A 22,790-nucleotide genomic window follows, 5' to 3' on the forward strand; every position below is an offset into this window, starting at 1 on the left:
GCCTTGTATAAAGGATGGCTGGCCGTTATGGCCAGCCATCTCCTGCCTGTCATTCGTTATTTGTTCTTCGCTAATATCGCATTGGCTTCCTCACGGAATTGCTTAGCAGCATCCTCAGCCGATATTTGCTGGAAGTCCATTTGTTCGGCAATTGAAGCAAACAAGGTAATAATTTCTGCTGCACCGATTGGATCTGGCGGATCCATTTGGGAACTGTTCTCTTGTGCCCAAGCAACATAATCAAATACTTGCTGCTGAGCCGGTTCAAGAGTACCTTTAATCGCTTCAATTACTTTACTGCTGACAGGTACACCGCGGTCGCCTTTGATCAGCTTGTTCGCTTCAACATCATTTACGAAGAAGTTGATGAAGTCGGCAGCCGCTTCTTTATGCTTGGAGTTCTGTGCGACAGAGAAATACATACTAGGTTTGAGATATAGGCCTTTTTCACGATCTGGACCTGGCATATGAGCCATCTCCAGTGGACGATTCGCTACTTGCTGAATGCCTACGAATTGGTTAGTCCATTGGAAAATACCAACTTGTTGACCTTTAACGAGCAAGTCATCTTCCAGGCCTTTAATTTGCGCCTTCACATCTGGTGGAGGAGTATCTCCATCTTTCACAAGCTGCGACAGCGGCTTGAAGAAGTCAACGAACAGCTGGTCATCATCATAGCCAAGTGCCGTGCCTTCTGCATTGTAGAGATGCTGGCCTTTCGTACGCAGGTAGTAACCGAAGAATACTTCCGGACGGAAGCCGTTATCGAAGTACAATCCTGCTTCCTTCGCCTTCGATGCAAGTGCGAAGTAGTCATCCCAAGTCCAGTTGTCATCCGGTTTATCCACACCAAGCTTCTTCAGAAGCTCTGGATCATACTGGAAGTTAACTGCGTTTACACCAAGGTTAAAGCCGTACAGCTTATCGCCGATTTTACCGCCGGAGATCGCATTTTCTGAAATATCTGCAACATTAATCTGCTTGTTTAAGTAAGGTGTAAGATCTGCAAGCTGTCCTTTCGAACCGTATTGCGACAAGTAGGAAATATCCATTTGCACAATATCAGGAAGTTCACTTGCCGCTGCTTGAGGAGCGAGCTTCTTCCAGTAGTCATCAAAGTTTGCGTATTCTGCTTCAATCTTAACGTTTGGATGAGCAGCCTCATACATTTTGATTACTTCGAGGGTGTAATCGTGACGAGGCTGGGAGCCCCACCAAGCAATTCGGAGTGTAACATCTTCCCCTGTATCCGATTTCCCTGCATTTGCTGAAGTGCTTGCATTGGCATTAGTGTTGCCTGCTTGATTTGTGTTGTTATTGTTGTTGCCTCCACTGCCGCATGCTGTTAGAGTCGTAGCTAAGATGAGTGCAATTGCTGCTGATAGCTTCTTTCCCATGTTTCTAGCGCCCCTTCCTCAAACCATGTAAGTGTTTACATTTCCTATATTACATTCAATTAGGAGAGCCCGGAATCGAATAACCAGTGATTTTTCGTCAAAAAACAGACATCTTGTTTAGGATGTTTTCTTAAAATCTGACGGTGATTTGCCGGTATATTTCTTGAATACCTGGCTGAAATAGTGAGGATTATCGCCGAATCCAAGCTGCTCCGCAAGCTCAAACACCTTGACATCATTACTTTCTTCGATCAATTCCAGTGCTTTATCCATTCGCGTTTTCATGACATAATTCGAGAATTTATCGCCTGTCTCTTTCTTGAAGAGCTTGCCTAAATAATCCGCATTCATATATAAAATCTCACTTGCCGCCCATTGCAGAGAGAGCGCGGGATTACTCAAATGCTCCGTAACGATGTTCATCATTTTATGAATAATACTGGAATGCCTGCCGGCCTGTAATTCATAGTTCTCCTGACAGATCCGCTTGGCTGCCTCTTCAACAAAAGCTCTTAGAGCCTGAAGAGTACTTAACCCCTCAAACCTCGTGAGCAGCTGCAAATATTCGTTCATACGTCTTGGCTCAGCTTGCCGGAACAGTGCGACATACAAAGTAATGACATTGGATTTGGCAGTCAGATCGTCTAGTCGAAGCTCAGCTAGAATGCGGAAAGCTTCATCGAGCTCTCGGCTAGTCTCTTCCCAGTTGCCTGATTTGGCCGCCAGACAAAGCTGTGAATCATCAAATAGAAAGGCTTGCTCCTCTTGCTCGCTTTGCATCTGAATATCACGGACTGTAATCAAGCTGCCCCCTCCGAGATAAAAGCGATGGTTCAAGCAGCCTAACGTATCCATGTACATTTTACGAGCGTCGGCAAGCTCTCCAGCATCACTAATCGCAATTGTCGTGTCAATCCGGAAGTAACCAAAGAAGGTACGTCTCACTTCGGACAGGATGGTTAACAGCTCTGCCTCAGCATGCTGATCACGTACTAGGATAAGAAGCTGACTGCCGATTGTGGTGCTCAATAGAATAATTGGTTTGCCTAAAATATCCTCTGCAATGTTCTTGATGGCAAAAAGATGATCGAACTCGTATGGTCCTTCCAATTGGAACAACAGCAATCTAGCCTGCAGGTTCTCTAGCTGAATGCCAAATAGTCTGCCGTACTCGTCCCATTCCCGACGTCCATATCGCTTATTCGTCACGTACTCCTTCAGAAATTGCTCCTTCGCACTTGGAAGAACCTTCTTCAATTCTTCCTGCATGCGCTGCATAAAGGCATCCGTATGCCGCTCCTCATTCAACTGCTCTACAACTGAGACGAGCGCTTCAGCGATCGTATTCTCATTACATGGCTTCAGCAAATAATGCTTCACCCCGTGCTGCATCGCCTGGCGAGCATAATCGAAATCACCAAAGCCGCTCAGCATAATGCAGGCAATGTGTGGATACTTCTCCTTCACTTGCTTAACTAGACTTAGCCCATCCATCCCCGGCATACGAATATCGCTGATAATAATATCCGGTGGCTGTGATTCTATGAACTGAAGCGCTTCCAGTCCATTACGCGCCGTTCCCGCAAGCTGCGTACCATACTTGTCCCAATCCATCAGTGAAGCAATGCCCTCAAGAATAATCCGTTCATCATCAATTAGCAGCACTTTATACTTCATGCTCTCTCCCCCATTTCAATCGGTAAATACAAGGTTAAGCGTGTGTAAGCTAACGGTACACTTTCTACCCGGATCCCATACGCTTCTCCAAATAACATCTTGATGCGGTCTTCAATGTTTCGAAGTCCTATCCCGGTACCCCTTGGGGTAATCAAGCCATTCCGCAGTTGTTCAATCACATCGGGTGCCATACCGGGACCATTGTCTTCCACCGAAATCGTGATGCCACCTTCACATTCTTCAGCAGTAATTGAGATGATACATGGTTCAATCATTTGCTCTAATGCATGATTAATCGCGTTCTCAACAAGAGGCTGCAGACTAAGCTTAGGCACTTGAAAACCAAGCAGACGGTCTGGAACCCGATTTTCAAACACTAGACGTTCTTCGAACCGGATATGCTGGATAGCCACATAATGACCCACCAGCCTCATCTCATCTTCCAATGTGACCATCGGCTGCTTATGGCTGATGGTGCTGCGCAGCAAGTAACCAAGCGATTCCACCATGATCGAAATTTGCTTATGACCAGCGATTTTGGCAGACCAGTTGATCGATTCCAGCGTGTTGTACAGAAAATGCGGGTTGATCTGTGCTTGAAGCGCCTTAAATTCGGTATCCTTGATCGTAAGCTGCTTTACATAATTTTCGTTAATTAACTCGTCAATACGTCCTACCATCATCCTGAAGTTGCGCTGCAGTTGGCCTGCTTCATCCTTCGAAAGCATCCGCTCTTCCTGCTCTTCCACAAATTCGAAGTGGCCAAGCTGAATACGTTTCATCTTCTGGTTCAGGCGCTCAATTGGGCCGGTAATCGATCTTGAGAATCCGAGTGCAGCTGCAAGTATAAGAAGAAAGAGCAGAATATAGACGATAATGACGGTATTCTTTGCTTTCTCTGTTCTGTGAAAAATATCTTCATACGAAATCATGTTCACATACACCCAGTCCAGCGTGCTGGATGAGAAATACGTTATGAAATACTTTTTACCGGAGATGGTGACAATCTTAAAGCCTTGCTGGCCCGGCAGCTTTAAGGAAGCAAGATTGATCGCATTGGGATGGTCTAACGGATAGACAAGATTACCGTCCTTTTCCATAATCGCGAAATTCGCTTTCTTACTGTCTGTTGAGGTGACTAGATCACTGTAGAGACGATCGATATCGATTCGAACCGCCATATTGCCAAGATGATCAAGCTCCAGTCCATCCACCCGCCGGATCTCTCTGCCTGCAATCAACGCATTGTCACCATGATCCGGAGATACAAACTTGACGCCGCCAAACGTGGTATTCGATTCATAAATGACTTGGTCGGTTCTTTCTTTGGATAACGTAATCATTTTGTATCCGTTTCCATATTGCTTCGCAAAAACATCCATCACATGAAAGGAAAGGATATACTTCTCATTACTTGTAAACGTAAGTAGACGTGACCTTAGATTAACCGCCGTCAAATAATTGCTGTAATCCGAGCCCCCAGCCTTAATTTCACTTAAATATCCCTGGATGTAGCTGTCCGTTGCAATTTGGAATGAAATCTTCTCCATATTCCGCAGTTCTTTCTCAATTCCTAGGGAGGCACTGTTAAGCGCGCTGGCGGATTGCTTATAAATCTCTTTGTCATAAGCGCGGAACGCATAATGCATAACGACAAAGGTTGCGACGCCAATGACGGACATCATCAGAGCAAGAAGGACGATAATTTTATACTTGATCCGCAAATTATAGTAGAACGCCAACATTCCCTGCCTCAAGGTCATCCCCTTCTCTCTTTATAGTAGAAATAAAAAAACAGCGGTACGACGGGATTATCCCGCAGTACCGCTGCCCGTAAAAATGTTCATTTCATAAGGCATCTGATGGATAATCTCAATGGAGTCCTGTTACATGTAAGAATTGTCCATATCCATCATACCACGCTTCGCCTTGCTCAGGATCATAATTTGTCATTGGGAACGATTCCCGAATAACGCGGCGGGCTTCCCATATATCCGAGAACTCTCCTCTTGCGATCCATTGCACAGCTAAATTCCCAATTGCACTGCCTTCTGCCGGTCCAGCCCATACTGGCTTGCCAATAGCATTCGCGGTCCATTGGCAGAGCAGCGTATTATGGATACCACCGCCTACCATATGAAGTCCGTTAAACTGCTGGCCAGACAAACGTTCCGTCATTTCAAGCACATAGCGATACTTGAAGGCAAGGCTTTCAAAAATGCAGCGTACAAGCGCACCAACATCGTTCGGAATTGACTGATTCGTCTTCCGGCAATATTCCCTTACTCGGGCTGGCATATCGCCTGGCGCCATGAACATTGGATCATCAGGTTCAATAAAAGCAGAGAAGGCCGGCGCTTCACCAGCAAGCTTCACAAGCTCAGGGAAGCTATAGTTCTGACCAGCACGCTCCCATTCTCTCCGACATTCCTGTAGTATCCATAAACCCATAATGTTTTTAAGCAGACGATAAGTCCCGCCAAAGCCGCCTTCATTCGTAAAATTCAGCTGCTGTGCTTCTTCAGAAATAATCGGCTCCGAGATTTCAGTACCCAGCAGCGACCATGTACCGCAGCTTAAGTAAGCAAAGGAACGATCCAGTGCCGGAACAGCGACAACGGCAGATGCCGTATCATGTTCGGCTACTGCATGAACGGCAATTGATCCAAGCCCCAGCTCCTCTTGTACCGATTGCTGCAAATATCCAGCCGGTGAACCCGGCTTCAAGACTTGACTAAACAAGGATTGCGGCAGACCAAGATGCTTCAGCAAATCCTGATCCCACTCTTGAGTAATCGGGTTAAACAACTGTGTTGTTGTGGCATTTGAGAATTCATTATACTTCTCACCTGTCAGGAAATAACGCAGCAGATCAGGAATCATCAAGAAGTGCTCAGCGATATCCAGTAGTGGCGACTGACTGCTCTTAGCAGCATAAAGCTGGTAGATCGTATTAAACGGAAGAAATTGAATACCCGTCCGTTTGAAGATCTCGCCTGGCGTCAGTTCATCCTGCAGCTTTTCCATCATCCCTGCGCTGGACTGGTCCCGATAATGCAGTGGATTGCCAAGCAGGCTGCCATCTCTGCCAATAAAGCCATAATCAACAGCCCATGAATCGATACCAATACTGACTGGTTCTGCTCCAGTATGCTTAGCCTTGAGCAAACCTTGTTTGATCTCATGATACAGCCGGAGAATATCCCATTGCAGACGATCGCCCGTCTGTACCGGATCATTAGGGAACCGGTGCAGCTCTTCGGTTATGATACGGCCGTCAATCAGCTTGCCGAGAATAGCTCTTCCGCTGCTCGCACCGAGGTCAAATGCAAGTATGTTCGACAACTGGTTGTCCCCCTTAACCGCGCTGCAGTAATACGTTTTGTTCGTACTCTTTCACTTCAGCAATCCACTGCTCACGAACAGGTACACCCTTCGAAGCACAATAGTAATCCCAAATCGCGCCAAATGGATACGACTTGAACTCTTCTGTTAACGCAAGACGAGTTGTGTAATCGCCTTCCAGCTCAAATTTCTTAAGCGCATCAACGGGCTCAAGCATCGCACGAAGAAGTGCTTTAATTGTATTGCGGGTTCCAACTACCCATGCTGCAACACGGTTAATGCTAGCATCAAAGAAATCAAGACCGATATGAGTTATACCAAGTAAGTCATGGCGTACCAATTCTCTGCCGATCTCGAGCAGTTCATCGTCCATAATAACAACATGATCGCTGTCCCATCTCATTGGACGGCTGACATGAAGAAGAATGCCGCTTGTAAAGAGCGCGATGGAAGACAATTTATTCGAAATAACCTCCGTCGGGTGGAAATGACCGGCATCGAGGCAGATCAGTTTATCGTTTTGAATGCCATAACCCATATAGAATTCATGCGAACCTACTACATACGCTTCAGAACCAAGACCAAACAGCTTGCTCTCAACCGCATCCAGGTTGTACTTCGGATCAAGCGGCTCTGCAAAAACTTCATCGAGGGAAGCCTTCAGACGTTTGCGTGGTGTCATCCGGTCAACCGGATTATCCTTGAAGCCGTCCGGTACCCAGACGTTTGTTACGCAGGTTTGACCAAGCTGCTCGCCAAAGTACGCACCGATCCGGCGGGAAGCTTTACAGTGATCAATCCAGAATTGACGAATCTCAGCATCCGGATGGCTTAGTGTAAATCCGTCACTCGATTTCTCATGCGAGAAACAGGTCGGGTTGAAATCCAGTCCCAGACCCTGCTCCTTCGCCCAATCCACCCAACGCTCATAGTGACGTGGCTCCAGCTGATCCAGCTCTACCTTTTCGTCTGTATCGGTATAGATCGCATGAAGATTAACTTTATGTTTGCCCGGAATGAGGGCGAAAGCCTTCTCCAGATCAGAGCGGAGCTCCTCCGGATTTCTTGCCGCACCAGGATATTGACCGGTAACGGAAATACCACCGGTTAATTCCTGATCAGCGTTCAAGAAGCCTTTCACATCATCGCCTTGCCAGCAGTGCATGGAGATTTTAACTTCCTCCAGCTTTCTCAACACTTCATCTGTATCAATACCATGCTGGGCATATAAGGCTTTTGCCGCTTCATATGCTTGCTTCACATTAGATTCCATCTATGTCGACGCCTCCTAAAAAGAATAGTTGCTGCTCTTGGCGGCAATTCTTGCTTCGTAAGCATGTACCTAAAAAGAATAGTTGCTGCTCTTGGCGGCAATTCTTGCTTCGTAAGTAAATAACTTAGCGTGTGAATGCAGCCGGTACACCGCCGTCAATCGTCAGCATACAGCCTGTTGTTTTATCTGATTTCGAGGATGCGAAGAAGGCGATACCTTCTGCAATATCTCGTGGGTAAATATTTACGAGCAATGTTGTCCGTTTACGGTAATGCTCTTCCAGTTGATCCGGCTCGATGCCGTAAGCAGCCGCACGTTCATTACGCCATGCACCATTCCAAATCGCGGAGCCTTGAAGAATTGCATCCGGCAAAATCGTATTTACGCGAATACCGAACTCTCCACCCTCTGCAGCAATACAGCGTGCAAGGTGTGCTTCCAGCGCTTTAGCAGAGCTATAAGCTGTAACACTTTTACCTGCGAAGATCGAGTTCTTAGAGCCGATGAATACCATGTTGCCGCCGATGCCTTGTTGCTTCATCAGCTTGAACGCTTCACGAGCTACAAGGAAATAACCAGTGCCAAGCACGTTAATATTCAGGTTCCACTCTTTCAAAGAAGTTTCATCAAATGGGCTGGAAGTTGCAAGACCTGCATTGTTGACGATAATATCCACGCCGCCATACATGATGGCCACTTCAGCGTATGCAGCTTGAACTGCTTGCTCATCCGTAACGTCCATTTTCACGGCAAATGCACGGTTCTCGCCGAATTTATCATTAATTTCTTGAGCAACCTTTTGTGCACCTTCCAGGTTAAGGTCGGCAAGCACGACATGTGCACCTTCCGATACAAGACGGCGTGCTGTCTCGCTGCCGATACCACCTGCACCACCAGTAATAAATGCTACCTTACGGGAGAACTCAGCTTCAGCAGGAGCAAGTGACAGCTTGTAAAGCTCAAGCGGCCAATATTCCACGTTATACGATTCGTTCTCGCTAAGCGATACGAAGTTGCCAAGTGCTGTAGCGCCACGCATAACGGAGATTGCACGATGGTACAAAGCACCACTTACTTGCGACAACGCCCAGCTTTTTCCTGTGTTAATCATGCCAAGACCAGGAATTAAGATAACACGCGGAGCGGCTTCGAACATGACGTCGCCTTCGTTTTTGTTTTCTTCGAAATAAGCTTTGTATTGTTCTTTGTAGGCAGCTACGCCTTCAATTAATTTCGATTTCAGACCTTCAATATCCTCTACATTAGGTGTCCAGTCGATAAAGAGCGGAACAACCTTCGTGTGTACAAGATGGTCAGGGCATGCAGCGCCAACTTGTGACAATTGCGCAGCATCAACGCCGCCAACAAAAGCAAGTACATCGTCTTGATCATCGTAGGAAAGAATCGCTTTCTTCACATCAGATACTGCACCACGGATGGTTGGCATTACTTGCGATACGATTTGACGGCGAACGTCAGATGGAAGGGCTTCGTGCTTCACTCCGCCAAACAATTTTGCTTCATTCACACGAGCTTCAATAAATGCTTCTGCTTCATTAATAATCTTGATTGTTTGTGCATAACATTCTTCCGAAGTTTCACCCCAAGTTACAAGGCCGTGCTTCTCCATGAGGACAAGCTCTGCGTTCGGGTTAGCGAGTACACCTTCTGCGATCATTTTCGAAAGGGTAAAGCCAGGGCGTACATAAGGTACCCATACGAAGCGGTTGCCGAAAATCTCTTCTGCCAGATGACGGCCGTTATCTGCACAGCAAAGGCTGATAATCGCATCCGGATGTGTGTGGTCTACATGCTTGAATGGAAGGAATGCATGCAGCAGTGTTTCAATGGAAGCACGTGGATGCTTCGCATCAATCATACAATTGCCAAGGTAAGCAACCATCTCTTCATCCGACATTTCACCACGTTCGAACAGCGGGCGAATGTCTTCCATACGAAGACCAGTAAAGTTAGAAGCTTTCATTGAGCCAAGATCCGAACCGCTTCCTTTTACATACATCACTTCAATCTCACGGCCGCGGAAGTCTTTGACCGTTGTTTTCGTAGACGTATTGCCGCCGAAAATATTGCAGACTTGGCGGTCTGCACCAATCAGGTTAGAACGGTAGACCAGTTGATCCAGACCGTTTGTAAATTCAGATGCTAGAGATGATTGCCATAAGCTTTGTACCATTTTGTTTACCTCCGATTACTTTGTTTTATCTTTATGTCTAGATAATATCATGTTTGTTTTTGTTTGAAAACAAAAATATTTCGGGCATAAACAAATATATTCGGAATTGAAAACAGCAAAAAGGAGCAGGATAGCTCCCAATGTCATTAAGGTAAATTAACTTAATGACATTGGGATTACTCCCGCTCCTTCTTTAATCTCTCAACTATTGCCCGATAAAGCCGGCAATATCCACTTTCCGTCCTGTCTTCGCACTCTCGAGTGCTGCATTTACCATTGCCATACTATATTGATTGTCGCGGCTGTCTGTCTCCGCTCTGCGGTTCTCTTGTAAGGATAGGAACATTTCATCCAAGCAGCCCGGATGTCCGGTTCTTTCCGAGTGGGCATCAAGTACTTCTTGGTCCGCCTCAACTCGGATAAAGGATTTAATGAATTTCCCATCCTGCTCCCCTGGTGCTACGACTTCTGCATATGGCGCTTCATGACCATTCCAGATCGCAGTCCCCTTCTCACCGGTAATTCTCCAATCAGACTCCCATGAAGTGTGAGCACCCTCTGCACACCACGATCCACGGTAGTTAAACACTGAGCCATCTGACATTTCGAAGATACATATAGCTGCCGCACTTCCCGCATACCACGAACCAGCAGGATTAAATTCATGGCAATAGACCGATACCGGATCTGCTCCCAGAATAAGCCGTGCTTGGTCAAAGGTATGAATCGCCATATCCAGCAGAAGCGGACTCGCCATTGTATCGCGGAAACCGCCGAAATGAGGCCCTATAAAAAAGTCAGCATTTACGAATCCTGGCTTGCCTATCGTACCGGTATCAATGATCTTTCGCAGTGCACGGATACGAGGATCAAATCTGCGGTTTTGCATGACCGCATGAGACTGACCAGTCTCCTCTGTAATCTGAATAAGCGATTTACATTCCTCAGGCGTTTCCGCAAGCGGCTTCTCACCGAAAACATGACAGCCGTTCTTCATTGCTGTACTTGCGATGTTGAAGTGACTCGCCGGAATCGTTACATCAAAGACTAGATTAGCTCCCGTCTGTTCAATCGCTTCCGTAATATCTGTAAAGGTCCGGCAGTTTAGTCCCTTCCTCTCCCTCATGCTCTCGGCAAATTCCTGCTTGATATCGACTAGTGCTACGATCTCCGTATCTGCACGTTCAATTGCATAATCGATCCAAACATTAGACATGCCCCCGCAGCCTGCGACTACAACTTTATAGCTCTCACTCATCTGCATACTCTCCTTACTTCGGATTTGGTACGAATTGTCCGCCGCGGCATTGTTTCAAATAATTTAAGCCATGGACTTGGCCAGTCATCTCAAGCTCATCACGATAAACGGGATCATGCCAGCCTTCAATATCAATCGTTCCTTTATAACCGCCTTGTCTTAGTATCGTAATAATATCCGTCCAGTTCGTATCACCAAAACCTGGAGTGCGGTGCCAGACGAATTCTTTTGGTCCATGAATGCCGTATTCCTTCACAATATCCCAAGCGATTGTTGCATCTTTGCCATGAACATGGAACACTTTATCTATCCATTTGCGAAGCTGCGGAATCGGATCAATCAACGATACCATCTGGTGACATGGCTCCCATTGCAGCCCGATATTTTCAGATGGGATCGCATTAAACATCAATTCCCATGCTGTCGGATTATGAGCAATGTTCCAGTCGCCGGATTGCCAGGTGCCTCCCATATCACAGTTCTCGAAAGCGATACGAACCCCTTTATCTGCTGCTCTGCGGCCAAGCTCGCCAAATACTTCTGCGTATCGTGGAATCGAACTATCGATGGACTCTCCGGTTAACCGGCCAGTGAAGCCCGATACGATATCTGTGCCGAACAAATGGGCATGATCGATCAGTCTTTCCCAGCTTGCAAGGGTATCCGCATTATCGCCTGTGCCTGTCAGTGGATTGCCAAAGATGCCAACCGTCGATATAATGAAACCGAATTCATCAGAAAGCTCACGAACTCGTTTTGCCGTCTCAACCAAATCCGTAGTACCTGTCGTTTGCCAGAAAGTCAGACTATAAGATTCGAAACCATGTGGCGCAATTTGAGGAATGACACGAACAGCGTCTCCTCCGCCTACTAAGGTTCCAATACGAAGCAAATTTTCCATTATGAATACCACTCCTATTTTGGTTGACAAATTTGAATGCACCCTCAGTATAGCGCTTTCAAATGGTTGATTCTCTACCATTCTTGTGCATTACTAGTCCAATATTGTGGAGTTGAGAAAAGCATGAGCTATCCGAAGGAACTTCGCGAGAATACAAGAATAGATGAAAAGACGCATCCTGTGCAGATATTCTCTAACCACGCCCATCAAGTGAAACCCGGCGATATGATTATGTACCTTCATTGGCATGAGCATTTCGAGATTATCGTTATGCAGCAAGGCAGCGGTATCTTTCATATTGACAGTCAACCTTACGAGGCACTGCCCGGCGACGTCTTATTTGTTCCAGCAGGAGCGCTTCATGTTGGGTACAGCACTAGCGAAGGAGATATTTCCTATCTTGCGATCGTCTTTAACAGCTCCCTGTTTCAAAACTGGGTTCATGATACCCTTCATACTAAATACGTCCTGCCTTATTTGGAAGGGCGTGTACAGCTTCCGGTTAAACCCGCTCTTCTTGATCCAACCTGTGTGGACCATTATCACTTGCTGGAGCAGGCGTCAGCAGAATTTTCAGCCAAGCAGCCCGCCTATCAATTAATGGTGAAATCGCAACTCCATATGCTGCTCACCTTGTTGTCTCGGAAATTCCTGCCTCAGCAGCTTCCGGAGCAAGCCACGAATCAATATGTGCAGAATCGAGAACGGTTCAAGACGCTGATTGAATATATCGAAGTTAATTTCGCAGAAAAGCAAACGGTAGCTGATGCAGCGAAACAAATGAACCTTAACATTCATCATTTCTGTAAAATGTTTAAAAAGCTGACTGGACGCACTTTTATCGATTATGTGAATGTATGCCGGGTGAATGAAGCAGAGCGCTTGCTCCTGGAAGGCGATCTCTCCATTACGGAAATTGCTGGTCAAGTTGGCTGTGATAACTCCAATTATTTCACGAAGATGTACAAGAAATATAAAGGGACTGCCCCCTCACAGCTAAGGAAGAGCAGGATTACAACAACAAAAATCCCCTTAAGCGAATCCTTCGCTTAAGGAGATTTCTTTTTACGTTGCAAACAGCTACTCACTTACCCGGTACAAATGCCGATAACCAAGCTCTTGAGAGATCAGATCCGCATATTTTTTCACGTAATAGCTGTATTTCTCGATATTTTCCGCTGTAAAACGCAGGGTTGGCCCCGCACAATTAAGGGATCCAATCACGGTATTCTCATACGAGAAGATTGGTGCAGCAATACCGGTTGTCCCTTCTGTTGCTTCACCAGATGTGATTGCGTATCCTCGTTTACGGATTTGTTCTAGATCATTCCCGATATACTCCCTCGTTAAGGGTCGCAATGAGGGAAGATCATCCCATTCGATTTGATTCAGGATCGACTCCCTGGTACCAGGCACCATATAAGCCAAGATAACCCGATTAGAAGCGCCAATGACTAGAGGCAGCCTAAGACCAATCGGCTCAGAAATTTTGAGCAGCTGGGGCGAATCGATATTATCGATATAGACACCTTCGGTATTTTCACGGGTAGCCAGATAGACGGTTTCCTTTGTTTGCCGTGATAATTCCTCCATGAACGGACGGGCAATAGAGCGGAAACGCAGGCTGTCCCACATCAAGAAGCCGTATTTCATTATCGATAAACCTAACTTATACTTTTTTGTTTTATTATTTTGAGAGACAAACCCATGCTCGGATAACGAAGCTAGAATCCGATGAACACTTTGCACCGGCATATCCAGCTCACGGCTAATTTCCGTCACGCTTACTTCCTTCTCAATCCCTTGCGGCACAAGATAATCCAAAATATGTATCGCTTTCGAAATGACGGACATGAGCTTCGCCTCCATGTCATATTTTCGAACATTAATTTATTGTTTCTATTGTAAAATGAACATCTTTCGTTTGGCAATCTATGAATTGACTAAGAATCTCAATGATATATATATTAATCTACCTCATGAGAATGTGTCCTCTAATGATAAATAGAAATAGTCTATTGACTCCCGGCTATGAATCCATACCATCTACAACGTAGAATCATAGATTGTTAGTATATTCCAAACTACTAGGAGGTTTTCATTAATAATGATATCTTTCGGATTAGTACTCGTACTGTTCATCTTGCTGGTCATTATCGTTTTCGGTTGCGGATTATTTGGTGAAAGTAGCTCTAGCCCAACAGCTGGCGGTTATCGGGAAGAAACTAAATCAGGAGTAACTAAACCAGGAACAACTGAATCAGGAACAACCGAACCTACAATAACTTAATGAAAAAGGCCCCACAAGGGGCCTTTTCGAATGTCTACTTCCTTTAATCCACAAGAATCGCAAATGCTTGATCCAGCACTTGATGCAGGATTTGGAACGAAGCAGCAACACGATTCATGTTTTGACGTATATGGGCGGCAGATTGAATAGAGGGAGATTCGATCAGTTCACTCTCCCAACGCGTTAACATCTGCTCCATACAAGCTGGTGTCGTCTCCAAATGGAATTGAAGAGCGAGGACATGGCTGTCGTAGGCGAAAGCTTGATGCCCGCATGCTTCTGATCTCGCAAGCAGTCTTGCACCTGCTGGCAATTCAAACGTATCGCCATGCCATTGAAACGAATAGAACGAACTAGGCATCTGCTCGAGCCATGGATGTTGTTCCTCTGTCCGTTCGATGGAATGCCAGCCAATTTCTTTTACAGAATGACGATATACCTTAGCACCAAGCACTTCAGCAAGCATCTGAGCTCCAAGACAGATCCCTATCGTTTTGATCCTCTTATTCAAAGCTGCCTTCACAAAACGTTTCTCCTCGATCAGCCAAGGATAAGCTTCTTCTTCATATACACTCATTGGACCACCAAGGATGAGTAGCAGCTCCATCGTATCCAACCATTCTTCTTGTAATCCATCTGCTGGATTAACAATCATCAACCGATGTCCGCCTAATTCTGCCCACTCAGAAAATGCACTTATATCATCAAAATCGAAATGTCTAAAAGCAAGTATGTTCATCTCCCGTTTCCTCCAATACCAGCGTCATGTCTCTATGACAGTATTGTAAGGCAGGAATATGGTAGACTGCGATGATCATTTCTCACATAGTGGGAAATCGATGAATTATAACCACTCTAGAAACTCGATACGATTGCCAAAAGGATCATTTAAGTAGAAGCGTTTCACACCTTCTTCTGCTCTTGCTTCATCATCAATTACCTGGATTTTCTGCTCGAGGAGATAGCTCCGCAGTTCCTCCAGATTCCTTACTTGAAAGGCAGGATGAGCCTTTGTTGCAGGAACAAAATCTTTTTGAACCCCAATATGCACCTGATGTTTTCCGCATTCAAACCATACGCCGCCTCGCTGCCTTAAGTTCTCAGGCTTTGGAATTTCAGGCCAGCCTAGCAGGTGATTGTAGAAGCCGCGAGCTTTCTCCTCGCAGCCTTCTGGGGCAGCTAATTGAACATGATCAATTCCATCGTATTGGTAAGTCATAAACAAAACATCCTCCTTTATAAAAAAGACTCCTGACCACATCTGCCAGAAGTCTACTTATTTCAAACTATTGCAAGGCGACTGTTCTGTACAGCCTTCAGCCACTCTACTGCCATAAGGTGATGGCCTGCAGCTGTTGGATGAACACCGTCGAATAACCAATATTCAGGGGCAGCCTGTTCTGCAGCTTGATCAAAAGCCTGCTGGAAAGGTACAAATACAGCGCTAAATTCTTCCGCCAGCTGCTTTACAATTATGCTTTGTGCATCCACTTTACCGCGCCAGCCTTCCCATTCCGCTACCGTAACCCCAGTACGCAAAACAAAAGGTTCGCATAATACGAGCTTCGTACTCGGTAAAACTTCCTTCGTCTCTTCTAACAAAAGGCGGTAGGCACGTTCGAACCGATCCGTTACTCCGCTAGGAAGCTTGTTCATAATCCGCCACGTATCGTTTACGCCAATAAGAATACTTAGAATATTCGGCTTAAGCGCGATGGCATCTTCATTCCAACGTGCGAACAGATCAGAAACTCGATCCCCGCTAATTCCCCTATTAATAAATTGATGTCCCGCTTCAGGCAGTTGATAGCTCAGTTCTCCTGCTATTTTATTAACATAGCCCACTCCTAGAGCATGATTCGGATCTGCCCCTTCACGTCCACGCAAGCAATCGGTGATGGAATCACCTTGGAATAAAATGATTTTGCCCATTATAGATCTTCCTTTCACGCATGAAGGTATGATAACGCTTTCTGTCCCATTTTATAGAAAACTACTACCTCTTGTAAATGATAGATGATACAACAAGTCCAACACACACACCCGATATTGGCGCGACGGCTGCAACACTAATCAATGGATAGTTGCTGACATATAATTTCAGAACGGGCAAAAGAACAGCCCATAAGCCTACAACACTCCAGAACACCCATTTCTGATGGACGGGGATGACAGGCATAACGGATGATCTCGGCTGGCTTTTATATAATCGAATTATGATAGTTATAAATATGATGAACATACCTAGCAGCGAAAAGCTGTATTGCAATAGTTTATATACCGGCAAATGGAGAAGGTCCGTTTGGTGGCTCAAGACGTCTAAATGCTGAACAAAATAACCTCTCTCATGCGTAAAACCGTCAACCAGAATATGCGTATAAAATCCGATCATAACCGACAGTAAGTAGATGAGCCATGCTCGTAAGGTTGTCATATCCCATCTGTTTAATAGATTATAAGCTCGTTTATCCAATTGGAATAACGATGGCAGATGCATCGTTAAAGGCTTCTTCACAACATAATGAAATAATAGGCCCAGCAGGACACAAAGCGGAATCACTTGCATAAACAATCCCTGAATCGTATGACCAATCGTCTGATGAGGAGCCAAAAAAATAAAATATTCGATATCTGGCCCCATACTTCCCAGCACCAGGCCCGTCATGCTGAAGACCTTGCGATTAAGATATTTTATTGGAAAAGCGTACAGCGGATGAGCTAACGTATAGGGCATCGGGAAACTCCGTTCTAGGTATAATCTAATTCATCTAATTGTTATAGACGTCACAGAAGTAAGTAAAGTTACAAATCCTTACAAGTGTTACTTGTGAGGCTCATAGCCAACTGCTTTTCCCAGAATGTCATCACGACTATATGGACCGGCGGTTTGACTGTCATTAAAGTCATGTTGCTCGTAGTAATGGAAATCTACTAACACCTCCTGATTGAGTCCAAATGGATGAGGATAACCGTAGCCTACTTCGGAAAGCATGCCATCCGTATTCACTTTCACATGAGTTAATTCAGGACCAGGCTGATCAATAACTGGTATTTGCTTTTCCGTTACATCATCAGTCATCGAGCACCCAGACATCAACAACAAGACGGTCACAGCCGCAAACAGAAACTTAGTCACTCTCCTAATTCCCATCGAATTCCCCCTTGCACCTCTCACCAACTTATTCGCTTGCAATGCCTTAATTCCCTTTTGTTTACATTTGCAACTTAATCCTTTACCCCCATCACCTCCTGCAGTACGGTTTTTTCCTCTTATTCAATTCTTGCCAGCAGCAAAAAAACCGGCTATCACAAGGATAGCCGGTTTCGAAATAATGCTTATTAGACATGGATGCTGGTAATCAATCTGTACAAAATAGTCGCTGCTTCAGCGCGTGTTGCTGTCTTGTTCGGATAGAATTTGCCTTCCGGCGTTCCTTTAATCAATCCGGATTTCAATGACTGCGCGACGGCATCTGCTGCCCAAGCTGCAATCTCACTGCTGTCCTTCAAAGCTGCGAGCTGCTCAACGTCAGCTGATTGATTTCCACCCACAAAGGCAAGTACATTTGCAGCTGTTACTGCAAGCTGCTGCTTCGTGATTTTGTCACTTGGACGGAATGTTCCATCTGTAAAGCCTTGAATAATTCCTGCTTCAGTTGCTGCTGCTACTGCATCTGCATACCAAGCGTTGCTGGATACATCCTTAAAGTTACTTGCTGTGGAACCTGCTGTCAGACCAAGCGCTCTTGTCAGCATCGCTACCCACTCAGCGCGAGTCAACTGCTGCTCTGGAGCGAAAGTATCTGCGGTTTCACCATTCAGGATAAAACTTGATGCGAGTTCATTAATCTCTTTCTCCGCCCAATGGCCTTTTGTATCCGTGAACGTTTTGCTCGATGCCACTACAGCGTAGACACTGTTATGATTCGTACGAATAACTGCTGTTACATTACCGTTTGCATCCGTATTGAATGTAGTTGGTACTGGAACAATTGTCCCGTCCGATTCGATCACTATACCCGTAGTTGGCGGCATGGAAGTCTTGCCGAGTTGGATCGTACGAGTGACATAATGTTTGCCAAAGCCTTTAACCTCTGTCCAATTGTTCGCGCTGCCAGTCCATACGGTAAATTCAACTGGAGCACCAATCAATGTACCATTCTTTTTGTTTACTGCTTGGATAGCTGCGTTGTTCGCTGCTTCAGATACAATACTAACTCCAATACGAAGCTGCTGACCACTTGCTGTTGTACTGCTTAGAATTGCTTGCAGCGGAAGCTCGTAGCTGCCTTGATCCGTTATGACAAGAATGCTCATTTTGCTGTTTTTATTCAAAAGTTTTTGTAATGCTTCAACTGGGAACTGTGCTTGTACTTGACTTACATCGCTCAGATCACGCAAATCAACAGTGATTGAATCAACTTTAGCATCTTGAGCTGCTTGTGCAAGAAGCGCTGCGTTAACTTCAACTACCGAAGCTGCCTTGCCATTTGGATCCGTCTCTGTCTTGGCCGTTAAGCCGCTAATGATAGAAACATTACCGTTTGTTGTCACATGACCCGTTCCATCTGTTGGAGTTGTTGAGGGTGGTGCAACCACATTACCGCTTTTTACAACAACAGCAGCCTCAGCCGTGTAACCGCCGTCTTCTGTTGTTACCGTAATTTGCGCAGTACCAACTCCTTTGGCCGTTACAACACCGTCTACAACGGCAGCAACCGAAGTGTCACTGCTGCTCCAGTACAGATTATGGTTCTCCGCATTACTAGGATTAATCGTTGCTTTCAAATTGCCCGTATTCATACCGTTCAAAGTAAGCGACAACGCTGATTTATCCAAGGTTACGCCTTCTACCGCTACTGTCGCTTCTGGGTATTTATAGATCTCGAAGTCATCGATCGCCGCCCAGTTGCCGGCTTTCGCATCGGAGTATACTCCGACTTGCATGGTGCCTAGACCGGTACCAGCTTCCTTTTCGACCACTTCAATATTATCAATTGCAAATGGTGTATACGTACCACCGCTTGCGCTCTTCAAATCTTTAGTCAGCTTATCTCCGCCGTAATTGGACACCTCAAGCTGGAATGTATTTTGTCCGCCGCCTGTCCGAACCCATACCTGAACTTTGTACTTGCCGACTGGTACATTAATCGTCTGGAAGTTAGATTGCTTGTAAGCAGAGCCATTCCAATGAGTCAGCTTATACTTGCCGCTTCTTGGTGTATCATTGTCAATGGAGGAAGCTGCGGATTGCTCACCCGGATGCCATTCTTGCCAAGGCGAAAGCGTAGGCTTGTTAGCTTGGTCAAGTGTCTCAAAATCCAAATTGTTCGCAGCTGGAATTTCAACTCGCTCACTTGCTACTGTTGGAGCAGCTACTACTGCTTCACTTGCTGCCGATTCATTTCCCGCTTGGTCAACAGCCTTGACGGTAAATGTATATTGTGTGCCTGCTACCAGATTTGCTAGCGTATAGCGAGATTCTGTTGCTGGATCAACGGATGCCCGTTTGAAGCCATTCACATAAATGTTGTATTTAAAGAAATCGTTCTCCAAATTAGGCTCCCAAGTAAGCTTCACTTGTTGGATACCAGGTTCAGCTTTCAGACCAACTGGTGCTGCCGGAACCACAGGGTCCTTACCTGCAGCAGTTGTCGCAGTAACAGATCCACTAGCTGCCGATTCACCAGAAGCGTTGAAGGCAGATACACGGTACGAGTACGCAGTGCTGCCTAACAGCCCTTGATCCACATAGCTTGTTATGTCACCAGCTGATCCGATCAGACGATAATCCGGGTAAACTCCGTCTTTCTTTGTGTCGGAATTCACTGCCGAACGATAGATTTTGTAACCAATCGCATCAGCAGCTTTTGTCCATTGAAGCTGGATATTTTGACCGTTTTGAACGTCTGCGGTTACATCCTGAGGAGTTGCAGGTGCATAGTCACCTTGTTCTTCTACAGAAGCTTTCGTAATAACCGGGATCAATTCCACATCGTCAAAAGATGCCCATTCGCCGCCTTTATTAGCGGAGTGAATCCCGATTTCGACTTGTCCGTCTGTCACCTCAATGACTGGGATAACGATCTGTGTCCAGGATCCTACATATGCTGTTGTCCCTGCCGATACACTAAGATCAGGACCACCATATCTTTTCGCTTCCAGGCTAACGTTGGTATCCCCGCCCTTTTGATACCATACAGAAGCTTTATAGGTTCCGTTTGGCACCTTCACCGTACGATATGTCGTTTGCTGGTACGACTCAGTACCGCCAAGATAATGGGATAGCTTCATCGTACCTGTTCTTGGACTGTTGTTGTCTACGTTCTGAGCATATCCCTGTCCTTCCGGGTTCCAGCCATTCCAGCCTGTATTCCCTTCCTCGAAGCCGCCGCCTAGAGCTAAGTAGTTAAAGCTGCTCTGCACGGAATCAAAGGAGAATTGGAACCAGTTCAAGTTTACTTTACCGGAGAACACCACATACAGCTTATGCTTGCCGCTAACGGCTTCTGACTGTACAGCCTTAGTAATCCAAGACTGTGCACCACCCGTTGAGGTAAGATCCGCTGTTCCAAGCAAAGCGCCAGTTGGACTATCAAGACGGAATTGAATACTAGCATCACCCTCAGCTGCCGCTCTTACTTTGATGCTGGATGTTCCGCTTTGGAACTCCACATTATCGAAAGCAATATAGTTGCCGTTGGCAGCCGAGCCAACATATTTTCCGCCGCCAGTATCTCCAGCAATACCAGTTGTCACACCTATGTTGTCCACGAAATCTTCTGCTTGCATAACCGCATATGGACTAATTGATACCGTTCCAACCTGCGACCCGCTCCACACATAGGACGCTATAGCACCTGCTGGAAGTGTATAAGAAAAGCTCTTCGCACCCCATCTTACTTTGAAGGTTTTTGATTGTTTGGAGGAGTTTAGTGCCAGAAGCACCTTAGAACCATCCGGGTTCAAGAACGCTGCATCTTCAATGCTTCCTGCTCCAAACGTATTCGATTGAATCCGCTTCGCGCCAGGCAGAACGAATTTACTTGCTTGACCAAATGCGTAAAACTCTTCGTTGTAAGTTACATCTGAGCTGGTTACTAAGTTATTTTCTTCATGGTTAACAACTGTCACGATCCCTCGGCAATCCGAGCAGCCACCTACGAATGGACCGTTGTTTTCATCCAGTGCAATATTCCATTTGAGCGATGTCCGCGCCCAGTTGCGAGTTGCACCAATGATGAGATTCTGATAATCCCAAGCAATGTTGCCGCCGAAATCAGAAGCGAATTCGCCGCCCGAGCTTTCGGTGAAGTAAATGTCTTTGTCTGGGTGCTGATCATGCACAAGCGATTGTGCATCTACAGAACCGGCATATCCATGAAAGGCCGAACCTGCGATATATTTATTTGCATCTTCATCATTCAGCACGTCAATCGGGTATTGAGGAGTAGACCAGTTATGGTCAAACACAATGATTTTCGTATCGATGTCAGCTTCTTCAAAAGCAGGACCTAAATAATCTTTTACAAATAGAGCCTCATCTTCCGGTTCCATGCGCATACCGGAATAGTCGCTTGGCTCAAACTGCGGCTCATTTTGGATCGTCACAGCGTCGATTGGAATACCTGCTTTTTCATAATCCTCAATAAATTTAACGAAATATTGCGCGTATACGCCGTAATACTCTCGCAGCAGCTTGCCTTTTTCCATCGCATCTGTTGTTTTCATCCAACCCGGTGCGGTCCAAGGCGTACCCATGATTTTCAGACCCGGGTTAATCTCAAGCGCTTGCTGGAGAAGTGGAATGATATATTCCTCATCATGCTCGATGGAGAAATTATGAAGTTCAGGGTCAGTCTCGCCCTTAGGCATATCATCGTATGTATACTTGCTCGTTGCGAAATCGCTTGCACCCATTGGCAGACGCAAATAACTAAAACCTGCACCGTCACCTTCACGGCTGAAAAGCTTCTTCATCAATTGATCTTTAGCCGTTGGCTCCATCTTCGAAATCACATAGGCCGATGAATCTGTGAGAGCGCCTCCAAAACCATCAATCGTCTGGTAGGTCGTATTCTCATCTACATCAATCGTCAGCTCAGACGGTGCTCCATCCGTATCAAACGATACATCCGGCTTCTGACTAAGCAAATTGCTCTTATCCCCTGTCGTCATCCATACATTTACCGGATCTGTGGCTGCCGATACCTGTGGTACCGTTATGCCAGTGAAGCTAGATACGATAAGACCTGCAACCAATGTCTGCGCGGCCATCCGTTTCCACATGTTTTCCCCCATGCTTGTGCCCCCTCATTCATATAAGTTCCTTACCTGAAATGGATAATAACATCAAATGAAATCGATTTCAATAACTTTTAAAATAAAATTTAACCGTTTTCATAAGTTAAAGTGCTGTTTTACAGCATTAAATACTTCATCCCTGTCTATCACA

At 45.7% G+C, this 22,790-nt stretch carries 17 protein-coding genes; 2 read left to right on the plus strand and 15 right to left on the minus strand.

From position 1 onward, the window contains the following. Positions 1-56 precede the first annotated feature (56 nt). The 8 genes from AC0YNT_RS22495 to AC0YNT_RS22530 form a co-directional block, all read right to left on the minus strand. The gene (locus AC0YNT_RS22495; protein WP_475806612.1) at positions 57-1,397 is read right to left on the minus strand and encodes an ABC transporter substrate-binding protein; all 1,341 of its coding nucleotides are present in this window, start codon (positions 1,395-1,397) and stop codon (positions 57-59) included. Between the two features lie 117 nt (positions 1,398-1,514). Beyond that, positions 1,515-3,074, minus strand: a complete 1,560-nt coding sequence (locus tag AC0YNT_RS22500; protein WP_475806613.1) for a response regulator — start codon at positions 3,072-3,074, stop codon at positions 1,515-1,517. Then, a complete protein-coding gene (locus AC0YNT_RS22505; RefSeq protein ID WP_475806614.1) occupies positions 3,071-4,837 on the minus strand; it encodes a cache domain-containing sensor histidine kinase in 1,767 nt (588 codons plus the stop codon). The genes AC0YNT_RS22500 and AC0YNT_RS22505 overlap by 4 nt, the downstream gene beginning before the upstream one ends. A 109-nt stretch (positions 4,838-4,946) precedes the next feature. Continuing rightward, complete coding sequence (locus tag AC0YNT_RS22510) at positions 4,947-6,419, minus strand: rhamnulokinase (RefSeq protein WP_475806615.1); 1,473 nt, start codon at positions 6,417-6,419, stop codon at positions 4,947-4,949. 13 nt (positions 6,420-6,432) lie between these two features. Continuing rightward, positions 6,433-7,692, minus strand: a complete 1,260-nt coding sequence (rhaA, locus tag AC0YNT_RS22515; RefSeq protein ID WP_167280834.1) for an L-rhamnose isomerase — start codon at positions 7,690-7,692, stop codon at positions 6,433-6,435. A gap of 124 nt (positions 7,693-7,816) precedes the next feature. Further along, on the minus strand, positions 7,817-9,886 hold the full coding sequence (locus AC0YNT_RS22520) for a bifunctional aldolase/short-chain dehydrogenase (protein ID WP_475806616.1): 2,070 nt from the start codon (positions 9,884-9,886) through the stop codon (positions 7,817-7,819). 205 nt (positions 9,887-10,091) lie between these two features. Continuing rightward, positions 10,092-11,144: a Gfo/Idh/MocA family protein gene (locus AC0YNT_RS22525; protein WP_475806617.1), complete on the minus strand. Its 1,053-nt coding sequence runs from the start codon at positions 11,142-11,144 to the stop codon at positions 10,092-10,094. 13 nt (positions 11,145-11,157) lie between these two features. Next, the gene (locus tag AC0YNT_RS22530; protein ID WP_167280837.1) at positions 11,158-12,045 is read right to left on the minus strand and encodes a sugar phosphate isomerase/epimerase family protein; all 888 of its coding nucleotides are present in this window, start codon (positions 12,043-12,045) and stop codon (positions 11,158-11,160) included. A gap of 123 nt (positions 12,046-12,168) precedes the next feature. Between AC0YNT_RS22530 and AC0YNT_RS22535 the strand changes: the two genes are divergently transcribed. After that, positions 12,169-13,098, plus strand: coding sequence for a helix-turn-helix domain-containing protein (locus AC0YNT_RS22535; protein ID WP_475806618.1), 930 nt, complete (start codon positions 12,169-12,171; stop codon positions 13,096-13,098). 27 nt (positions 13,099-13,125) lie between these two features. Here the strand turns inward: AC0YNT_RS22535 and AC0YNT_RS22540 are convergent, their stop codons facing one another. After that, positions 13,126-13,899 (minus strand): IclR family transcriptional regulator, encoded by a 774-nt coding sequence (locus AC0YNT_RS22540; protein ID WP_475806619.1) that lies wholly within the window; start codon positions 13,897-13,899, stop codon positions 13,126-13,128. A 253-nt stretch (positions 13,900-14,152) separates the two neighbouring features. On the opposite strand from AC0YNT_RS22540, the gene AC0YNT_RS22545 reads away from it, so the two are divergent. Continuing rightward, entirely contained in the window at positions 14,153-14,335 is a 183-nt protein-coding gene (locus AC0YNT_RS22545; protein ID WP_475806620.1) for a hypothetical protein, read from the plus strand. 43 nt (positions 14,336-14,378) lie between these two features. On the opposite strand, the gene AC0YNT_RS22550 is transcribed toward AC0YNT_RS22545, so the two are convergent. The 6 genes from AC0YNT_RS22550 to AC0YNT_RS22575 form a co-directional block, all read right to left on the minus strand. Next, entirely contained in the window at positions 14,379-15,074 is a 696-nt protein-coding gene (locus AC0YNT_RS22550; RefSeq protein WP_475806621.1) for a type 1 glutamine amidotransferase, read from the minus strand. Positions 15,075-15,179: 105 nt separating this feature from the next. Further along, positions 15,180-15,554, minus strand: a complete 375-nt coding sequence (locus AC0YNT_RS22555) for a VOC family protein (RefSeq protein ID WP_475806622.1) — start codon at positions 15,552-15,554, stop codon at positions 15,180-15,182. A 62-nt stretch (positions 15,555-15,616) separates the two neighbouring features. Further along, positions 15,617-16,267 carry an SGNH/GDSL hydrolase family protein gene (locus AC0YNT_RS22560; RefSeq protein WP_475806623.1) on the minus strand — a complete coding sequence of 217 codons (651 nt, stop codon included), beginning with the start codon at positions 16,265-16,267 and terminating at the stop codon, positions 15,617-15,619. Positions 16,268-16,331: 64 nt separating this feature from the next. Continuing rightward, positions 16,332-17,069, minus strand: a complete 738-nt coding sequence (locus AC0YNT_RS22565; RefSeq protein WP_475806624.1) for a DUF4184 family protein — start codon at positions 17,067-17,069, stop codon at positions 16,332-16,334. A gap of 87 nt (positions 17,070-17,156) precedes the next feature. Further along, complete coding sequence (locus tag AC0YNT_RS22570) at positions 17,157-17,486, minus strand: hypothetical protein (protein ID WP_475806625.1); 330 nt, start codon at positions 17,484-17,486, stop codon at positions 17,157-17,159. Between the two features lie 188 nt (positions 17,487-17,674). Further along, positions 17,675-22,636 carry an S-layer homology domain-containing protein gene (locus tag AC0YNT_RS22575; protein WP_475806626.1) on the minus strand — a complete coding sequence of 1,654 codons (4,962 nt, stop codon included), beginning with the start codon at positions 22,634-22,636 and terminating at the stop codon, positions 17,675-17,677. Positions 22,637-22,790: the final 154 nt, after the last annotated feature.

The sequence above is a fragment of the Paenibacillus sp. J22R56 genome, from assembly GCF_056269375.1.